The 15252-nt window shown below is 74.2% G+C and carries 16 protein-coding genes; 9 read left to right on the forward strand and 7 right to left on the reverse strand.

The window, feature by feature from the left end; all coding sequences use genetic code 11:
* The first annotated feature begins 64 nt into the window (after nt 1-64).
* From mdlC to AC0VYN_RS19340, 3 genes are all read left to right on the forward strand, one after another.
* Nucleotides 65-1645 (forward strand): benzoylformate decarboxylase, encoded by a 1581-nt coding sequence (mdlC, locus tag AC0VYN_RS19330; protein WP_475531934.1) that lies wholly within the window; start codon nt 65-67, stop codon nt 1643-1645.
* 79 nt (nt 1646-1724) lie between these two features.
* Nucleotides 1725-3179, forward strand: a complete 1455-nt coding sequence (locus AC0VYN_RS19335; RefSeq protein WP_475531935.1) for a benzaldehyde dehydrogenase — start codon at nt 1725-1727, stop codon at nt 3177-3179.
* Between the two features lie 62 nt (nt 3180-3241).
* On the forward strand, nt 3242-4504 hold the full coding sequence (locus tag AC0VYN_RS19340; RefSeq protein ID WP_475531936.1) for an MFS transporter: 1263 nt from the start codon (nt 3242-3244) through the stop codon (nt 4502-4504).
* A gap of 82 nt (nt 4505-4586) precedes the next feature.
* Here AC0VYN_RS19340 and AC0VYN_RS19345 read toward each other — a convergent pair whose 3' ends face one another.
* Both AC0VYN_RS19345 and AC0VYN_RS19350 read right to left on the reverse strand, forming a co-directional pair.
* On the reverse strand, nt 4587-5318 hold the full coding sequence (locus AC0VYN_RS19345; protein ID WP_475531937.1) for a PepSY domain-containing protein: 732 nt from the start codon (nt 5316-5318) through the stop codon (nt 4587-4589).
* Between the two features lie 57 nt (nt 5319-5375).
* A complete protein-coding gene (locus AC0VYN_RS19350; protein ID WP_475531938.1) occupies nt 5376-6413 on the reverse strand; it encodes a LysR family transcriptional regulator in 1038 nt (345 codons plus the stop codon).
* A gap of 195 nt (nt 6414-6608) precedes the next feature.
* Between AC0VYN_RS19350 and snpA the strand changes: the two genes are divergently transcribed.
* Nucleotides 6609-7292: a snapalysin gene (gene snpA, locus AC0VYN_RS19355; protein WP_385470139.1), complete on the forward strand. Its 684-nt coding sequence runs from the start codon at nt 6609-6611 to the stop codon at nt 7290-7292.
* Nucleotides 7293-7423: 131 nt separating this feature from the next.
* Nucleotides 7424-7684, forward strand: coding sequence for a hypothetical protein (locus tag AC0VYN_RS19360; protein WP_475531939.1), 261 nt, complete (start codon nt 7424-7426; stop codon nt 7682-7684).
* 70 nt (nt 7685-7754) lie between these two features.
* Here the strand turns inward: AC0VYN_RS19360 and AC0VYN_RS19365 are convergent, their stop codons facing one another.
* Nucleotides 7755-8441, reverse strand: a complete 687-nt coding sequence (locus tag AC0VYN_RS19365) for an adenosylcobinamide amidohydrolase (protein WP_475531940.1) — start codon at nt 8439-8441, stop codon at nt 7755-7757.
* 246 nt (nt 8442-8687) lie between these two features.
* On the opposite strand from AC0VYN_RS19365, the gene AC0VYN_RS19370 reads away from it, so the two are divergent.
* Nucleotides 8688-9038 carry a hypothetical protein gene (locus AC0VYN_RS19370; protein WP_475531941.1) on the forward strand — a complete coding sequence of 117 codons (351 nt, stop codon included), beginning with the start codon at nt 8688-8690 and terminating at the stop codon, nt 9036-9038.
* An 86-nt stretch (nt 9039-9124) separates the two neighbouring features.
* Here AC0VYN_RS19370 and AC0VYN_RS19375 read toward each other — a convergent pair whose 3' ends face one another.
* Together AC0VYN_RS19375 and nsrR are read right to left on the reverse strand one after the other, a co-directional pair.
* Nucleotides 9125-10321 carry a globin domain-containing protein gene (locus tag AC0VYN_RS19375; RefSeq protein WP_475531942.1) on the reverse strand — a complete coding sequence of 399 codons (1197 nt, stop codon included), beginning with the start codon at nt 10319-10321 and terminating at the stop codon, nt 9125-9127.
* 72 nt (nt 10322-10393) lie between these two features.
* Nucleotides 10394-10840 carry a nitric oxide-sensing transcriptional repressor NsrR gene (nsrR, locus tag AC0VYN_RS19380; RefSeq protein WP_475531943.1) on the reverse strand — a complete coding sequence of 149 codons (447 nt, stop codon included), beginning with the start codon at nt 10838-10840 and terminating at the stop codon, nt 10394-10396.
* A 148-nt stretch (nt 10841-10988) separates the two neighbouring features.
* Between nsrR and AC0VYN_RS19385 the strand changes: the two genes are divergently transcribed.
* Nucleotides 10989-11420 carry a hypothetical protein gene (locus AC0VYN_RS19385; protein ID WP_475531944.1) on the forward strand — a complete coding sequence of 144 codons (432 nt, stop codon included), beginning with the start codon at nt 10989-10991 and terminating at the stop codon, nt 11418-11420.
* Between the two features lie 12 nt (nt 11421-11432).
* On the opposite strand, the gene AC0VYN_RS19390 is transcribed toward AC0VYN_RS19385, so the two are convergent.
* On the reverse strand, nt 11433-12116 hold the full coding sequence (locus tag AC0VYN_RS19390; protein WP_475531945.1) for an ABC transporter ATP-binding protein: 684 nt from the start codon (nt 12114-12116) through the stop codon (nt 11433-11435).
* The gene (locus AC0VYN_RS19395) at nt 12113-13201 is read right to left on the reverse strand and encodes an ABC transporter permease (RefSeq protein WP_475531946.1); all 1089 of its coding nucleotides are present in this window, start codon (nt 13199-13201) and stop codon (nt 12113-12115) included. Before AC0VYN_RS19395 ends, AC0VYN_RS19390 begins: the two co-directional genes overlap by 4 nt.
* 242 nt (nt 13202-13443) lie before the next feature.
* On the opposite strand from AC0VYN_RS19395, the gene AC0VYN_RS19400 reads away from it, so the two are divergent.
* Both AC0VYN_RS19400 and AC0VYN_RS19405 read left to right on the forward strand, forming a co-directional pair.
* A complete protein-coding gene (locus AC0VYN_RS19400; RefSeq protein WP_475536933.1) occupies nt 13444-14610 on the forward strand; it encodes a sensor histidine kinase in 1167 nt (388 codons plus the stop codon).
* A 5-nt stretch (nt 14611-14615) separates the two neighbouring features.
* Nucleotides 14616-15251, forward strand: a complete 636-nt coding sequence (locus AC0VYN_RS19405) for a response regulator (RefSeq protein ID WP_475536934.1) — start codon at nt 14616-14618, stop codon at nt 15249-15251.
* Nucleotide 15252 lies beyond the last annotated feature (1 nt).

The following is a 15252-nucleotide window of genomic DNA, read 5'->3' on the forward strand; positions in this document are numbered from 1 at the left end:
CATCTATTGGTGCCCATGTCATGGGGTGCCTAGCGTGTCCGACGTCACTCCGAAAGGAACGTCCGTGCCATCCGTGCGCCGTGTCTCCCACGAGTTCCTGGAACGCCAGGGCCTCACCACCGTCTTCGGCAATCCCGGCTCCAACGAGCTGCCCTTCCTCGCCCGTCTGCCCGAGGGCTTCCGCTACGTCCTCGGTCTGCACGAGGGTGCCGTGGTCGGCATGGCCGACGGTTACGCCCAGGCGACCGGCCGTCCGGTGCTGGTCAATCTGCACGCCGCCTCCGGCTCCGGCAACGCGATGGGCGCCCTGACGAACGCCGTGGCCTCCCGCACCCCCCTCGTGGTCGTCGCCGGACAGCAGGTGCGGCCCGCCGTCGGCCCCGAGGCCAACCTGGCCAGCGTCGACGCCCCGGCCCTGATGAAGCCGCTGGTCGGCTGGGCGGCGGAGCCTGCGTGCGCGGAGGACGTGCCGCGGGCGCTCGCCCAGGCGGTCTTCGAGGCGCGGCTCCAGCGGCGGCCGACGTACCTGTCCGTCCCCTACGACGACTGGGACGCCGAGGTCGGCGACAACGCCCTGGCCGTCCTCGACCGGCAGGTGCGGCGGGCCTCCGTGCCCGACGCGGAGCAGAGCCGCTGGCTCGTCGAGCGGGTCACCGCCGCACGGCGTCCCGCGCTGGTGCTGGGCGGGGACATCGACTCGGCGGGCCTGTTCGACGACGCCGTGCGGCTGGCGGAGCGCCTGGGCGGGCCGGTGTGGGCGGCGCCGTCGCAGTTCCGGCTGCCCTTCCCGAACCGGCACCCGCTGTTCCGGGGCGTGCTGCCTGCCGGCATCGCGCCGATCTCGGAGGCCTTCGAGGGCCACGACCTGGTGCTCGTGCTGGGCGCGCCGGTGTTCCGCTACCACGAGTACCTGCCCGGGCGGTATCTCCCCGAGGGCACCCGGCTCGTCCAGGTCACCGAGGACGCCTCCGCCGCCGCGCGGGCACCGATGGGCGAGGCGCTGGTGGCCGCCCCGGGCGCGGTCGTCGACCTTCTGCTGAAGGCCCTCGGGGTTCCCGCCGAGCCGGGCGGCCCCTACCGGCCGGTGCCCGAGCCGCTCACCGCGCAGGGGCCGGCCCTGCACCCGGAGCAGGTCTTCGCCGCGCTGCGCGACGAACTGCCCGAAGACACCGCGTACGTCGTCGAGTCGACGTCGACCAACTCGGCGTGGTGGCGGCAGATGGACCTGCGCCGGCCCGGCTCCTACTACTTCCCGGCGGCCGGCGGGCTCGGCTTCGGACTGCCGGGCGCGGTGGGCGTCGCGATGGGGCAGCCCGGCCGCCCGGTCGTGGGCGTCGTCGGCGACGGCTCGGCCAACTACGGCATCACCGCGCTGTGGACGGCCGCGCAGCACCGGGTCCCGCTGACCGTGGTGCTGCTGCGCAACGGCACGTACGGGGCGCTGCGCTGGTTCGGCGGCCTGCTCGGCGTGCCGGACGCTCCCGGACTCGACATCCCGGGGCTCGACTTCACCCGCATCGCGGAGGGGTACGGCGTCCGCGCCCAGCACGTCGGCGGCGTGGAGGAGCTGCGCGCCGCGCTGGCCGAGCGGCCCGAGGGCCCGCGACTGATCCAGGTGGACACGGCGCTCACCACGCCGTCCTGACCTCCGGCCCGACGGCCGGCCGAGCACCCGGAGCCGCTGAGGCGCTCGGCACCCGAAGAACCCGACGAAGGGGTAGACGATGACTTTCCTGGACAGCGACGTCTGGGGCGGGAAGTTCTTCAGCGACGGCTGGCAGGACTCCCCCACCGAACGGCCGGTGACCGAACCGTCGACCGGTGACCGGCTCGGCTCGGTGGGCCTGGCCTCGGCGGAGGACGTGGGGCGCGCCGCGGCCCGGGCCGCGCGGGCCCAGCGCGAGTGGGCGGCGACCTCCCCGCAGCAGCGGGCCGCCGTACTGCGCCGCGCGGGCGAGCTCTTCACCGAGCACGCCGCCGAGGTGGAGGACTGGCTGGTGCGCGAGGCGGGATCGGTGCGGACCAAGGCGGGCTTCGAGGTGGGGCTCGCGATCGGCGAGTGCTTCGAGTGCGCGGGTCTGCCGACGCATCCCCAGGGCGAGGTGCTCACCTCCGAGGAGGCCCGCTGGTCGTTCGCCCGCCGCCGCCCGGCCGGTGTCGTCAGCGTGATCGCGCCCTTCAACTTCCCGCTCATCCTCGGCCTGCGCTCGGTCGTCCCCGCGCTCGCCCTCGGCAACGCGGTGCTGCTCAAGCCGGACCCGCGCACGGCGGTGAGCGGCGGTGTCGTCATCGCCCGTGTCCTCGAGGAGGCCGGGCTCCCCGCCGGCGTCCTCCACCTGCTGCCGGGCGACGGCTCGGTCGGCCGGGCGGTCGTCGAGGCGCCCGAGGTCCGGGTCGTCTCCTTCACCGGCTCCACTCCGGTCGGCCGGGCGATCGGCGAGCAGGCCGGCCGGCTGCTGAAGCGGGCCCACCTGGAGCTGGGCGGCAACAACGCCCTGGTCGTGCTGCCGGGCGCGGACGTGCGGAGGGCGGCCTCGGCGGGCGCGTTCGGCTCCTACCTGCACCAGGGCCAGATCTGCATGACGACCGGCCGGCACATCGTGCACGAGTCGCTGGTGGAGGAGTACACCGCCGCGCTCGCCGCGAAGGCCGAGGCTCTCGCCGTCGGCGACCCCGCGCGCGAGGACGTGGCGCTCGGGCCGATCATCGACCGCCGCCAGCTGGAGCGGGTGCACGGCATCGTCACCGACAGCGTCGCGGCGGGCGCGAAGGTCGCCGCGGGCGGCGAGATCGACGGCGCCTGCTACCGCGCCACCGTACTGACCGGCGTCACCGCCGACATGCCGGCCTGGCGCGAGGAGATATTCGGCCCCGTCGCCCCCGTCGTCTCCTTCACCACCCTGGACGAGGCCGCGCGGATCGTCGACGACTGCGAGTACGGGCTGTCCGTCGGCATCCTCGGTGACGTCGGTACGGCGATGAAGCTCGCCGACCGGATCGAATCCGGCAAGGTCCACATCAACGAGCAGACCGTGGGCGACGAGCCCAACGCCCCCTTCGGCGGGGTCAAGGCCTCCGGCACCGGCTCCCGTTTCGGCGGCGCCGCGGCCAACGTCGAGGCGTTCACCGAGACCCAGTGGGTCACCGTCCGCCCGGACATCGCCGACTACCCCTTCTGAACCTGCTCTCCCGCTCCTCCCCGTCCGCTCGCCCGCTCCCGTCCCCTGGGGGGAATGTCACCATGGCCTCCGCCACCACGTCCGACGCGCCGGCCCGCACCGGCACCACAGGAAACGGCAGATGGACCGTGCTCCTGTGCTGGATCACCGTCCTGCTGGAGGGCTACGACCTCGTCGTCCTCGGCGCCATCATCCCCACCCTGCTCAAGACCCACCATCTCGGCATGACCGCCGGTGACGCGACCACCGTCGCGACGCTGTCGCTCGTCGGCGTGGCCATCGGCGCGGTCTGCGTCGGCCCGCTCGCCGACCGGCTGGGGCGCCGCCGCCTGCTCATCGGCTCGGTGGTGGTGTTCTCGGTCTTCACCCTCGTGGTGCCGCTGGCGAACTCCGTCGCGATGTTCGCCGCCCTGCGTCTCGCCGCCGGACTGGGCCTCGGCGCCTGCATGCCGGTGTCGCTGACCATGATGGCCGAGCACATGCCGGCCGGCCGCAGGGCGCGGGCCAGCACCCTGACGATGACCGGCTACCACACCGGCGCGGTGATCACCTCGTTGCTGGCCCTCCAGGTCACCGACGACTGGGAGATCCTCTTCTACGTGCTCGGTGTCGTCGGCCTCCTCGTCGCCGGCGTCCAGTGGTTCAAGCTCCCGGAGTCGGAGGCCTTCGTGCGGGCCAAGCAGGACGGAGCCGCGCGGCTGCCGTTCACGGAGCTGCTGAAGCCGGCGTACCTGCGCGCGGGAATCGGGATCTGGGTCGCCTCGTTCATGGGGCTGCTGCTGGTGTACGGCCTCAACACCTGGCTGCCGAAGCTGATGAACGACGCCGGATACCCCGTCCCCACGGCCGTCACCCAGCTCCTCGTCCTCAACGTCGGCGGTGTCGTCGGCCTGGTCCTCGGCGGGTGGGTCGCCGACCGGAGGGGCATCAAGGGCACCACGATGGGCTGGTTCGCGGTGTCGGTGCTCATGCTGGCCTGCCTGAGCGTCAGGATGGAGAGCGACCTGCTGCTCAACACGGTCGTCTTCCTCACCGGTGTGTTCGTCTTCTCCGCGCAGGTGCTCGTCTACGCCTACGTGACGAACTACTACCCGGCGTCCGTGCGCGGCACGGCGCTCGGCTCGGCGTCCGGCATCGGCCGGATCGGCTCGATCGTCGGTCCGTCGATCACCGGTGCCCTGGTCTCCTCGGGGATCGGTCACCCGTGGGGCTTCTACTTCTTCGCGGCGGTCGCGGTGTGCGGCTTCCTGGCCGTACTGACCCTGCCGGGCCGGATGCGGGGCGAGGAGGCGGAAGCCACCGGGGTCGCCGAGGCCGCCGCCTGACGCCGCACCGCACCGCACCGCACGAGAGAAGGGAGCAGCCGGGCGATGCCCGCTGCTCCCGAAGTGCTTGCCGGACCGGCGCTCAGTCGGTGTCGACGTCCTCGCTGAGGATCTTGCCGTTCGTGGCGTCGACGCCGACGGTCGTCTCGTTCCAGTTGTCGGTGTTCACGACGTCGACGGCCCACATCACCTGCTGGTTGTCATTCTCCTCGAGTTCGACGCCGGTGACGGTGCCCTTGACCTTGCCGGTGGCCACCTTCACCGCCTGCTGCGGGGTCTGCGTGGCCTTGCTCAGCCAGCCGGCGATCTTCTTCTTGTCGTCGGCGCTCTGGTCCGCCTCGGGCTGGGTGCGGAAGACCTTGCCGCTGACCGCGTCGACGTCGATCATGTGCACGGTGCCGTCGGAGGCGGCGACCTTGGCCTCCCACTCGGGGGAGCCCTGGCTGGGAGCGGGGTTCGGGGTGCTCGGCATCGGCGAGCCCGTGGGGGACGCGGTCGCGTCGGCCGGGGTCATCTTCAGTTCGAGGTCGACGAGCTTGCCGCCGGAGACCTCCTTGACGGCGGTGTCGGCGGCCTGGTCCCAGGTCACCTTGGCCATCGGGACCAGGGCCTTGCGCTCGGCCTTGTCCTCGTCCATCGAGGCCGAGGGGGAAGCCGAGGTGGGGGAGGCGGTGTCGGTGGCCGAGGGGGAACCGGTGGGAGAACCGGTCTGGGCCGCCTCGGCGACACTCGAGCGGGTCGTATCGGCATTCGTGCAGGCCGTCATCAGCAGTACGGAACTGCCCAGGGCACACAGCACGGCCGCAGAACGCATGGGGGGAAGTCGTCGCACAGAGCTCATGCACCTCTGCGTAACCGTTTGGCCCTGTTGTCATACCGGTTCGGGAGTGAAAGCACCCGAATGGTCGGATGGTCCGGTTCGGCGGACGGGAACGAAGTCCGCCCGGCCGGGCCCCGCACCGGTCACCGGCGGGCACGTGGCCACGGCGTGCGGCCGGGGGCCTTCCAGCCACTCGCGGTAGGCGGAGGACTGCCGGGCCACCTCCCAGTACGCCTCCTCGAGCGCGGGGTAGACCGCGTCCAGTTCGGCCCGGGTGCGCGCCGCCAGCAGCAGGCGCACGCCCAGGGGGTCGCCGTGGAGGCGCCGTACCGCCATGTCGGGCCGGGACTGGGAGCTGGGCTGGCAGACGGTGACGACCTCGCCGGTCGCGACGAGGGACGCGGCGGTGTGGTAGTCGCCGTGCAGGACGCGCGGGTCGAGGCCGACGGCGCGCAGCATGCGGTGCACGCCGTCCCACTCGCCGTCGACGGTGGGGTCGACCATCCACCGGTCGTCGGCGAGGTCCGTGAGGTGGACGACGGGGCGGGCCGCCGCCGGGTGGTCGGCGGGCAGCATGACGAACTGCGGCTCCCGCTCGACCAGCACCCGCACCCGCAGGCCCTCGGGGACGTGCAGCGGGCAGCCCTCCACCTCGTGCACGAAGGCGACGTCGAGCTGGCCGTCGCAGACCCTGCGCAGCAGCGCGTTGGCGGAGACGTCCATCTGGAGCGTCGGTTCCAGGCCGGGGCGTCTGAGCCGGCGCAGCCAGCCGGCGAGGGCCCGGCTCGCGGTGGAGCCGACGCGCAGCCGGCTTTCGCCGCCGGCCGCGGCGGCGCGGGCCTCTCGGACGAGGGTCCGCATGTCGGCCAGCAGCGGGCGGGCCCGGCCCAGGACGGTGCGGCCGAGCGGGGTGGGGCGGCACCCGGTGCGTTCCCGGACGAACAGCTGCCCGCCCAGGGCCTGTTCGATGCGGCTCAACTGGGTGCTCAACGTGGGCTGGGAGACGCCCAGTTGACGTGCCGCGCGGTGCAGGCTGCCGGCGTCGGCAATGGCGCACAGCGCGCGAAGGTGCCTCACCTCGAGCTCCATGCAGGGAGCGTAGAGCGGAACAGTTGGTTGCGCCAGGTGAACAAAAGGCTTCGGAACAGGGCGAGTTCTGCACGCCGGTCGAACCTGGGTGATAGCCCGGCCCTATCACCTGTTGCCATCATCACAGCGGGCTCATGGGCGCCCCACACTCACCGGTGACGACTTCTCCCCACTCCCCCACACAAGGAGTCATCGATGCGCATCACCCTGCCCCTGCTGTCCACCGCGGTCGGCCTCGGTCTGACCGCCGCCGTGCTCGGCACCGGCCCGGCCGTGACCGCCGCCGCTCCCCAGCCCCAGGCCCCCGCGGCGCAGGCCGGCTACGTGCCCTCGGCCGGCTCGGGCGAAGACGCCCGCGCCAACCAGGAGTTCTTCGAGGCGGTCGTCAAGTCCGTCGCCAAGAAGCGGGCGGCCAACCCGTCCGCGGCGGCCGCCGTCACCGTCTACTACAGCACCAGAAACGCGCCCAGCTTCCGCACCCAGATATCCCGCAGTGCCCAGATCTGGAACAGCTCCGTGTCCAACGTGCGCCTCCAGGAGGCCAGCTCCGGCGCCGACTTCTCGTACTACGAGGGCAACGACTCGCGCGGCTCGTACGCCTCCACCAACGGGCACGGCAGCGGCTACATCTTCCTCGACTACACGCAGAACCGGCAGTACGACTCGACTCGCGTGACCGCCCACGAGACCGGGCACGTGCTCGGTCTGCCCGACCACTACAGCGGCCCGTGCAGCGAACTGATGTCGGGCGGCGGCCCCGGCACGTCCTGCACCAACGCGTACCCCAACTCCACCGAGCGCAGCCGGGTGAACCAGCTGTGGGCCAACGGGTTCGCGGCCGCCCTGGACAAGGCGCTGGAGAAGAGCGGACAGCGCTGATCGGTACCTGAGGAACAGTCGCGGGGACGGCCGGAGCGGGCCGTCCCCGCGCACGTGTGCCCGGCGCGCGTGCGAGATCCCCGAGGGGGTACCCGACGTCCATTCGTGAGCATCCGTCGAAGGAGCCCTGCGTGGACGAGCGGAAAGCACCCGCCGGCAACGGTCTCGGTGATCTGGAACCCGGCACGCGGCAGCGCGCGCAGTTGCGCACCCGCGTCGCCGACATCTCGTGGACGGCGTTGTGCGTGGTGCTCGCGCTGTGGGCCGTGTGGAGCGCGGTCGGCGCGGCCCGGGGTGCGACGGCCTGGGCGTACTGCGCCGTGGCCTGGGTCCTGCTTGCCGCGGCACTGGCCCTGCGCGCGGCGGCGACGCGGCGCAGGACCTCCCTGTAGCCCGTTCCCCGCGGCCGTCCGGGCGGCCCAAGCCGGCTGTGGCGCGCGGGACTCGAGGCTGGGCGGCGGCTCAGCCGGGGGCGGCGGGCAGCGCGTCGAGTACGGCGCGGTGCACGGCCCGTGCCAGCCGGGCGCCCCACTCGGAGCGGGGTCCTGCGAACGCGTGGACCTGCGTGCCGGGTCGCGGCGCGCGGGCGGCGACGCACACGGCGTCGGTCGGTGTGCCGGAGCAGTCCAGGCCCGCTTCGAGCAGTGCCTGCACCTTGGCCTCGGTCGCCGTGATGACCGCGTTGACCAGGGCCGCGTCGCTCAGGGCCACCGGCAGGGCGGCGACGATGTTGATCGTGCCCGGCCCGGGTGTCCCCGTGCCGCCCTCCTGCGGTGCGGCCGCCCACCCGCGTACGGAGACGCCCGCGGTGACGACGGCCTCCGCGCCCCCGTCCCGCGCGCGGCCGGGCTCGCGGACGTCGGCGGCGGTCATCAGGCCCATGCCCCGGCCCTCGGCTCCGGCGGTGCGTGCCAGTTCGGCGAGGTGCCGGGCGGGGTCGGTGCGCCGATAGCCGTGCTCCACCTGGGCGTTGAGGACCCAGGCGCAGTCGGCGATGCCGCCGCCGAGCACGGCGCTGCCGGCCATCCGCCAGCCCGGGCCGGGCCGCCACAGCAGGGCGTGCAGCCGTTCACCGTCCTCCACGCGGGTCAGGCGCTCCGGGTCCAGCAGACGGGACCCGGTTCGGGGCGGCGGAAGGAGGGCGGGCACCGGTCGGGACTCCTTGCCGGTTCGGGGACGGACCGGACGATCGTACGCGGCGGCGGTGCGGGGTTCCGCCGGGCCCCGCGACGGCCGGGTGTTCACCCGCCCGTCCTCGGGCACCCGGTGCCGCGGCACGGCTGCGCGGGGTCCGCCCCGGCCGCGGTGTCGCCGTCGCCGCGCGTTGCGGACCGGGTCCTGGGCACTTTCACTGAAGGCACTTCGCCGTCAGGCGTCAGATCGGAGGCCACCACGATGCTGTCCCACACCCTGGAGCACGGAGTCCTCGTCATCACGGTGGACCGGGATCCGGGAATCGACGGGCGGGCCGGGCTGTCCACGCACATCACCGCTCTCGTCGACGCCCATCAGCCGGCTCCGGTCGTCATCGTCCTGACCGAGGAGGCTTCCAGCGGTGCCGCGGTCAGTGCCGTGCTCCGGGCCCATCAGTGGTGCGGCCGCCTCGGTGTCCTGATGAGCGTCGTCACCCACAGCGCCCCGGTCCGGCGGCTACTGGCGAACGACGCCGACTCGTCCGGCCCCCGTCTGGTCGTGCACGCCCGGGTCGACACCGCCATCACCACCGCCTTCACCGCGGCGGCCTGACCCGGTCCGGGGCCGGGAGCGCCGGCGGCGGAGTCCGTCGCCGGCACGCGGGTGCAGCCGGCCGGTGCGCGGCGGCACCGGCGGGTCTACTGCTGCCCGAGCCAGAGGTCGGGCCCGAAGACCTCGTAGTGGATGGCCTCGGCGGGTACGCCGCGGCGCAGCAGGTCGCCGCGGACGGCGCGCATGAAGGGCAGCGGGCCGCACAGGTAGACCGTGAGCCCGGCGGGCAGGTCGACGCCGTCGAGGTCGACGAGTCCGGCCGACGCCTCCGGCGCCTGGTCGCCGGGCTCCTCGTACCAGAGGTGGAGCCGGGCGTTCGGCAGGGCGCCTGTCAGGTCGAGCTGTTCCTGCCGGTGGGCGTGGTCGGCGGGGGTGCGGTCGGCGTGGACGACGGTGACCGGACGGCCGGTGCCGGTGGCGGCCAGGTGGTCCAGCATGGCCAGCATGGGGGTGACGCCGATTCCGGCGGAGGCCAGCAGCAGCGGCCCGTCGCCGTCGGCCAGCGCGAGGTCGCCGAACGGCTCGGAGACGGTGAGCACGTCACCCTCGCGCGCGGTGGCGTGGAGCCAGAACGAGACCTCGCCGTCCGGCTGTCCGGCGCCCTGGACGCGCTTGACGGTGATCCGCCGGTCGGAGCGGCCGGGGGCGGCGGACAGGCTGTACTGGCGGATCTGCCGCGAGCCGTCGGGCAGTTCGGACCGGACGCTGACGTACTGGCCCGGGCGGAACGGCCGCGCGGGCCGGCCGTCGGCCGGCCGCAGCACGAAGGAGACGGCGTCGGCGCTCTCCTCGCGCCGCTCGACGATCTCCATGCGGCGCCAGACCCCTCCCTCGACGGCCTCGGCCTCCTGGTAGAGGCGGGCCTCGATGGCGACGAGCGCGTTGGCCATCAGCCAGTAGACCTCGTCCCAGGCCGCGGCGACCTCCGGGGTGACCGCGTCGCCGAGGACCTCCGCGATCGCGGCGAACAGGTGCTGGTGGACGATCTTGTACTGGTCGGAGGTGATGCCGAGGGAGGCGTGCTTGTGGGCGATCCGGGAGAGCATCGCGTCGGGACGGGCGTCGGGACGCTCCAGCAGCATGCCGGCGAACGCCGCGATGGACCCGGCCAGTGCCTTCTGCTGCTCCCCGCTGGCCTGGTTGCCCCGGTTGAACAGGTCCCGCAGCAGCTCGGGGTGGGCGTCGAAGAGCTTCCGGTAGAACAGCTCGGTGATGTCACCGATGGCCGCTCCGACCGCCGGAAGGGTGGCCCGGACCACGGGGACTGACTGTTCGGAGAGCACGGCGACTCCTTAATTGGTAGATGAGATTCGTGTTTTGAGTCACAGGCAGGCACCTGCAGCCCCGCTCATCCGTCAGCCGGACGGGCGAACCGTCAGGCCGACCAGGACCGGGCCGGTGGGTGAGGCCACCAGGTCGGCGACGGTCAGCGGGTCAAGCGCGCCGTAGAACGCCTCCTGGGCGTCACGCAGGGCGCCCCGCAGCCGGCAGGCCCCCCGCAGCGGGCACGGCGTCTCGCCCTCGCAGGCGACGACCTCGCCGTCCCCCTCGAGTTCCCGGACCAGCCAGCCGACCGAGGCCCGCCGCCCCAGACCGGTCAGTGTCAGTCCGCCGCCGCGGCCGCGCCGGGCCTCCACCACACCGAGGTGCTGGAGGCGGGTCATGGCCTTCGCCGCGTGCGTGTACGGCACCCCGACGACCTCGGCCACCTCGCGGGTGGTCAGGGGATCGTCGCCGTCCTTCACGACCGCCAGGCGCATCACGGAACGCAGCGCCAGGTCGGTGAACTTCGTCAGCCGCACACCCGGACCCTAACAAACACGCATGTTAGATTCCCCTTTACCCGCGGCTGTGGGCCTGTGGAGTGCGTCACTTGACGGGCCGTGCCAGGACGGCCGCCCAACGGGGCGGCGGGCGGCCGCGGTTGGACACGGCGGACGGTGACATCCGATGGCAGCGGAAGACGGCGGCTCCCCCGCTCCGGACCAGGGGGCTCCCCTCCCCCGGGTGCTGTGCGACACCGCGGAACTGCTCGCCCTCGCCGGGGACGCACCCGCCGGCGCCCTGTGGCGGCTCGCGGAACCGGGACGCCAGCTGGACGCCAACGTCGTCCGCGTCCCCGCGTCCGGACGGGTCGGCACGCACACGGAGCCCGACCTCGACGTCCTGCTGCTCGTCCTCGACGGGGCGGCCACCCTCGAGTGCACCGACGGCGAGCGCCCGCTGCGGCCGGGGCTCCTGACCTGGCTTCCGCACGGTTCCACGCGCGCCGTCCAGGCCGGACCCGACGGGGTGACGTACCTGACGGTCCACCGGCGCCGGCCCGGCCTGCGGATCCAGCCGCCCGGTGCGGCCGCCCGGCTCCGTCCCGACGGCGCCTGAACGGCGGCCCGGTCAGCCGGCCGGCGCGGGCGCGCTCAGGCGCCCGTCCCGCACCTCGGTGACGCGGTCGGCCGCGGCCAGGTGGGTGCGGTCGTGGGTGACCAGCACGGTGGCGGTGTCCCGCTCGCGGGTGAGGCGCGTGATCAGGCCGACGACAGCGGCACCCCGCTCGTGGTCGAGCGCGCTGGTGGGCTCGTCGACCAGCAGCACCCCGGGGTCGTTCATCAGGGCGCGGGCGATGTTGACGCGCTGGCGCTGGCCGCCGGAGAGCTGGTGGGGCCGGCGGTCGGCCTGGTCGGCGAGGCCGACGGCGGCGAGGAGGTCCAGCGCGCGCTCCCGCGCGGCGCGCGGGCTGCGGCCGTCGATGTGCGCCATCACCTGGAGTTGCTCGGCCGCGGTGAGGGACGGCAGGAGGTTGGGCTGCTGGAAGACGATCCCGATGCGGCGCCGGCGCAGGTCGGCCAGCTCGCCGCGGCTCATCCGGCCGGTGTCGGCGCCGTCGACGGTGACCGTGCCGGAGTCGGGGGTGACGAGCGTCGCGGCGACGGCCAGCAGGCTGGACTTGCCGGATCCGGAGGGGCCGACGACGGCCGTGAGGGTGCCTCGCGGCACGTCCAGGGTGACGCGGTCGAGGGCGGTGAGACGGCCGTCGCCGTCGGGGTAGGTCAGGGTGATGCCGGTCAGGTGCAGGCTCATCGGGCGCTCCCCAGGGCGGTCAGCGGGTCGACGGACGTGATGCGGCGGACGGCGAGTGCCGCCCCGAGACCGCCGAGCAGGATCATCACGGCGGCCGGCAGGAGGACGGTGGCGGGAGCAAGGACGAACGGCACGTCGGAGCCGGAGACCGCGGCGCCGATCGCGACGGCGCCGGCGGTGCCGGCGAGGGTGCCGCCGGCCAGGAGGACGACGGCCTGCCCGAGCGCGTCGCGCAGCAGCCCGGCGGTGGTGGCGCCCAGGGCCTTGAGGACGGCGATGTCGCCGCTGCGCTGAATCGTCCACACGGTGAAGAAGGCGCCGATGACCAGGGCGGAGATGGCGAACAGGAAGCCGCGCATCAGTTGCAGGGAGCCGTTCTCGGAACGGTAGGAGCCGATCGCGGCCAGTGAGTCGTCCCTGGTGACGGTCCGGGTGCCGGCCGCCCGGTCCGTGGCCTCCAGGTCGGCGCCGGGGGTGGTGTCCAGGGCGATCACGGTCGCGGTGGGGCCGGCCGAGTCGCCGGTGGGCGGGGCGACGGCCTGCCAGGTCCGCAGGCTCGTCCAGACGACCGGCAGGTGGCTGAAGGAGGCGTCGCCCCCGGCCTCGGCCACGGTCAGCCGCCGGCTGCCCACGGTGGCGGTGTCGCCCGTCCGGACGCCGAGCTCGTCGGCGACGTCGGCGGACAGCACCACCGTACGGTCGTCGATCCGGCTGCCCGCGGGCGCGAGGGGGGAGCCGGGCCGGACGCCGAAGACGGACACCCCGGCGCTGCGGTCGCCCGCGCGGGCCCGGGTGGAGGTGATGCCGAGGGGCTCCGCGCCGCGGACGCCGGGGGCGTCGGCCCACCGGCGCCACTGCGTCCCGGTGACCGTGGAGTCCGCGTACGACAGGTCCTGGCCGCCGCTCGGCGCGGCGAAGGCGATCCGGTCGGCGGGCAGGGACGTGACGGCGGAGACGTTCTCCCGGGCCAGGCCCGCGGTCAGTCCGGACAGCAGCCCGACCAGCAGGGTGATCAGTACGACGACGGTTCCCATCAGGGCGAACCGGCCCTTGGCGAACGTCAGGTCTCTCAAGGCGACAAACACGTCTTTCGCCCGGCCTCTCGATGCGGCGTGGTGGAGTGAGGAGCTGTCGCCGCGGAATCGGCGACGTCCCCACCGTCGCCGTTCGGGACCCTGTCGGGCATCGGCCCTGGGCGGGGACTTCGCGGGCCGAAGGGTGCGGGCCGGCCTCTCACTTTCGGCAGATGCCCGGCCCGCCGGGAGGTCCGTAGGCTGGAACGACCGTGAACGCGCTGACTCCCACCCCCCGCTCCCTCGCCCGGGCCATGCACCTGCTCGTGGCCGGCCTGCTCGCCCTGGTGGCCCTGCGTGCGGTGGCGGACGGCCGGCCGCACGCGCCCGCCGTCTTCGCCGTGGCCGCGGTGCTGGGCGCGGTGTACGCCGTGGGCCCGGCCGTCCCGGCGATCGGCGCGTCCCGCCGGGCCGCGGCCCTGTGGCTCACGGCCGTCGGCGCGGTGTGGCTGGTGCTGCTGGTCCTGTCCGCCGAGGCGGTGTGGCTGGCGTTCCCGCTGTACTTCGTCCAGCTCCATCTCCTGCCGCGGCGGGCCGGGCTGGGCGCGGTGCTCGGCACGGCGGTCGCGGCGGTCGCCGCCTTCTCCGCCCACGAGGGCACGTTCACCGCGGCCACCGCGATCGGCCCGGCCCTCGGTGCCGCCGTCGCCGTGGCGGTGGTGTGGGGCTACCAGGCGCTGTACCGGGAGAGCGAGCGGCGGCGCCGGCTGATCGAGGAGCTCACCGTCACGCGTGCCGACCTGGCCGACGCCCAGCGTGCCGCGGGTGTCCTCGAGGAGCGCGAGCGCCTGGCCCGGGAGATCCACGACACGCTCGCCCAGGGGCTGTCGAGCATCCAGTTGCTGCTGCGCGCCGCGGAGCGGGCGCTGCCCGGCCGGCCGGAGTCCGCCGTCACCCACGTGAGCCAGGCCCGGCAGGCCGCGCTGGACAGTCTCGCCGAGGCCCGGCGCTTCGTCGCCGCCCTCTCCCCGCCCGCGCTGGACGACACCCCGCTGGCCGACGCGCTGGAGCGGCTGTGCGCCACCACCGCCGACCGGCACCGGCTCGGCGTGCGGTTCCGCCTCGCCGGGCGGCCGCGCCCGCTGTCCACGGCGCGGGAGGTGGCCCTGCTGCGCGTCGCCCAGTCGGGGCTGGCCAACACGGTCGGGCACGCCCGGGCCGGCACGGCCGAGGTCACCCTGAGCTATCGGGACGACGCGGTCGTCCTGGGTGTCGTGGACGACGGCGTGGGCTTCGACCCGGCCGCCGTGCGGGTGCCCGGCGCGGACGGGGGTGGCGGGTTCGGGCTGGCCGCGATGCGGGCCCGCGTGCGCGCCGAGGGCGGCACGCTCACCGTCGAGTCCGCCCCCGGGCGGGGCACCGCGCTGTCCGCCCGGCTTCCCCTCGCCTCCACCGACGACGACCCCGAGGACCGGCCGTGACCGAGATCGCCCCAACACCCATCCGGCTGCTGCTCGCCGACGACCACCCGGTGGTCCGGGCGGGCCTGCGCGCGGTGCTGGAGACCGAGGAGGGCATCACGGTGGTCGCGGAGGCGGCGACCGCGGAGGAGGCCGTCGTCCGGTCCGGACTCGGTGACATCGACGTCGTGCTGATGGACCTCCGGTTCGGCAGGGGAATGAACGGTGCCGAGGCCACGGCGGCCATCACGGCGCGTTCGGGCGCCCCGCGCGTCCTGATCGTCACGACGTACGACACCGACGCCGACACGTTGCCCGCGATCGAGGCGGGTGCCACCGGGTACCTCCTCAAGGACGCGCCGCCGGAGGAGCTGGCCGCCGCGGTGCGCACCGCCGCGGCGGGCCGGACCGCGCTCGCCCCCACTGTCGCGGACCGGCTCATGACCCGGCTGCGCGAACCGCACACCTCGCTGACCCGCCGTGAGACCGAGGTCCTCTCGCTGGTCGCCGAGGGACTGTCCAACCAGCACATCGCCGGCCGTCTGCACCTGACCGAGGGCACGGTGAAGTCCCATCTGGCCCGGGTCTACGCCAAGCTGGGCGTCGACTCCCGCACGGCCGCCGTCGCCACGGCCACCGGTCTCGGTCTCATCCGGCGCTGAG

Source organism: Streptomyces sp. 63XJN7_1_ISO-PGPR-S23-121, from assembly GCF_056173025.1.

Coding starts and splice junctions, on each gene's coding strand:
- AC0VYN_RS19335 (WP_475531935.1), top strand. CDS start 1,725: ATGACTTTCCTGGACAGCGACGTCTGGGGCGGGAAGTTCTTCAGCGAC.
- AC0VYN_RS19340 (WP_475531936.1), top strand. CDS start 3,242: ATGGCCTCCGCCACCACGTCCGACGCGCCGGCCCGCACCGGCACCACA.
- AC0VYN_RS19345 (WP_475531937.1), bottom strand. CDS start 5,318: ATGCGTTCTGCGGCCGTGCTGTGTGCCCTGGGCAGTTCCGTACTGCTG.
- AC0VYN_RS19350 (WP_475531938.1), bottom strand. CDS start 6,413: ATGGAGCTCGAGGTGAGGCACCTTCGCGCGCTGTGCGCCATTGCCGAC.
- snpA (WP_385470139.1), top strand. CDS start 6,609: ATGCGCATCACCCTGCCCCTGCTGTCCACCGCGGTCGGCCTCGGTCTG.
- AC0VYN_RS19370 (WP_475531941.1), top strand. CDS start 8,688: ATGCTGTCCCACACCCTGGAGCACGGAGTCCTCGTCATCACGGTGGAC.
- AC0VYN_RS19385 (WP_475531944.1), top strand. CDS start 10,989: ATGGCAGCGGAAGACGGCGGCTCCCCCGCTCCGGACCAGGGGGCTCCC.
- AC0VYN_RS19390 (WP_475531945.1), bottom strand. CDS start 12,116: ATGAGCCTGCACCTGACCGGCATCACCCTGACCTACCCCGACGGCGAC.
- AC0VYN_RS19400 (WP_475536933.1), top strand. CDS start 13,444: ATGCACCTGCTCGTGGCCGGCCTGCTCGCCCTGGTGGCCCTGCGTGCG.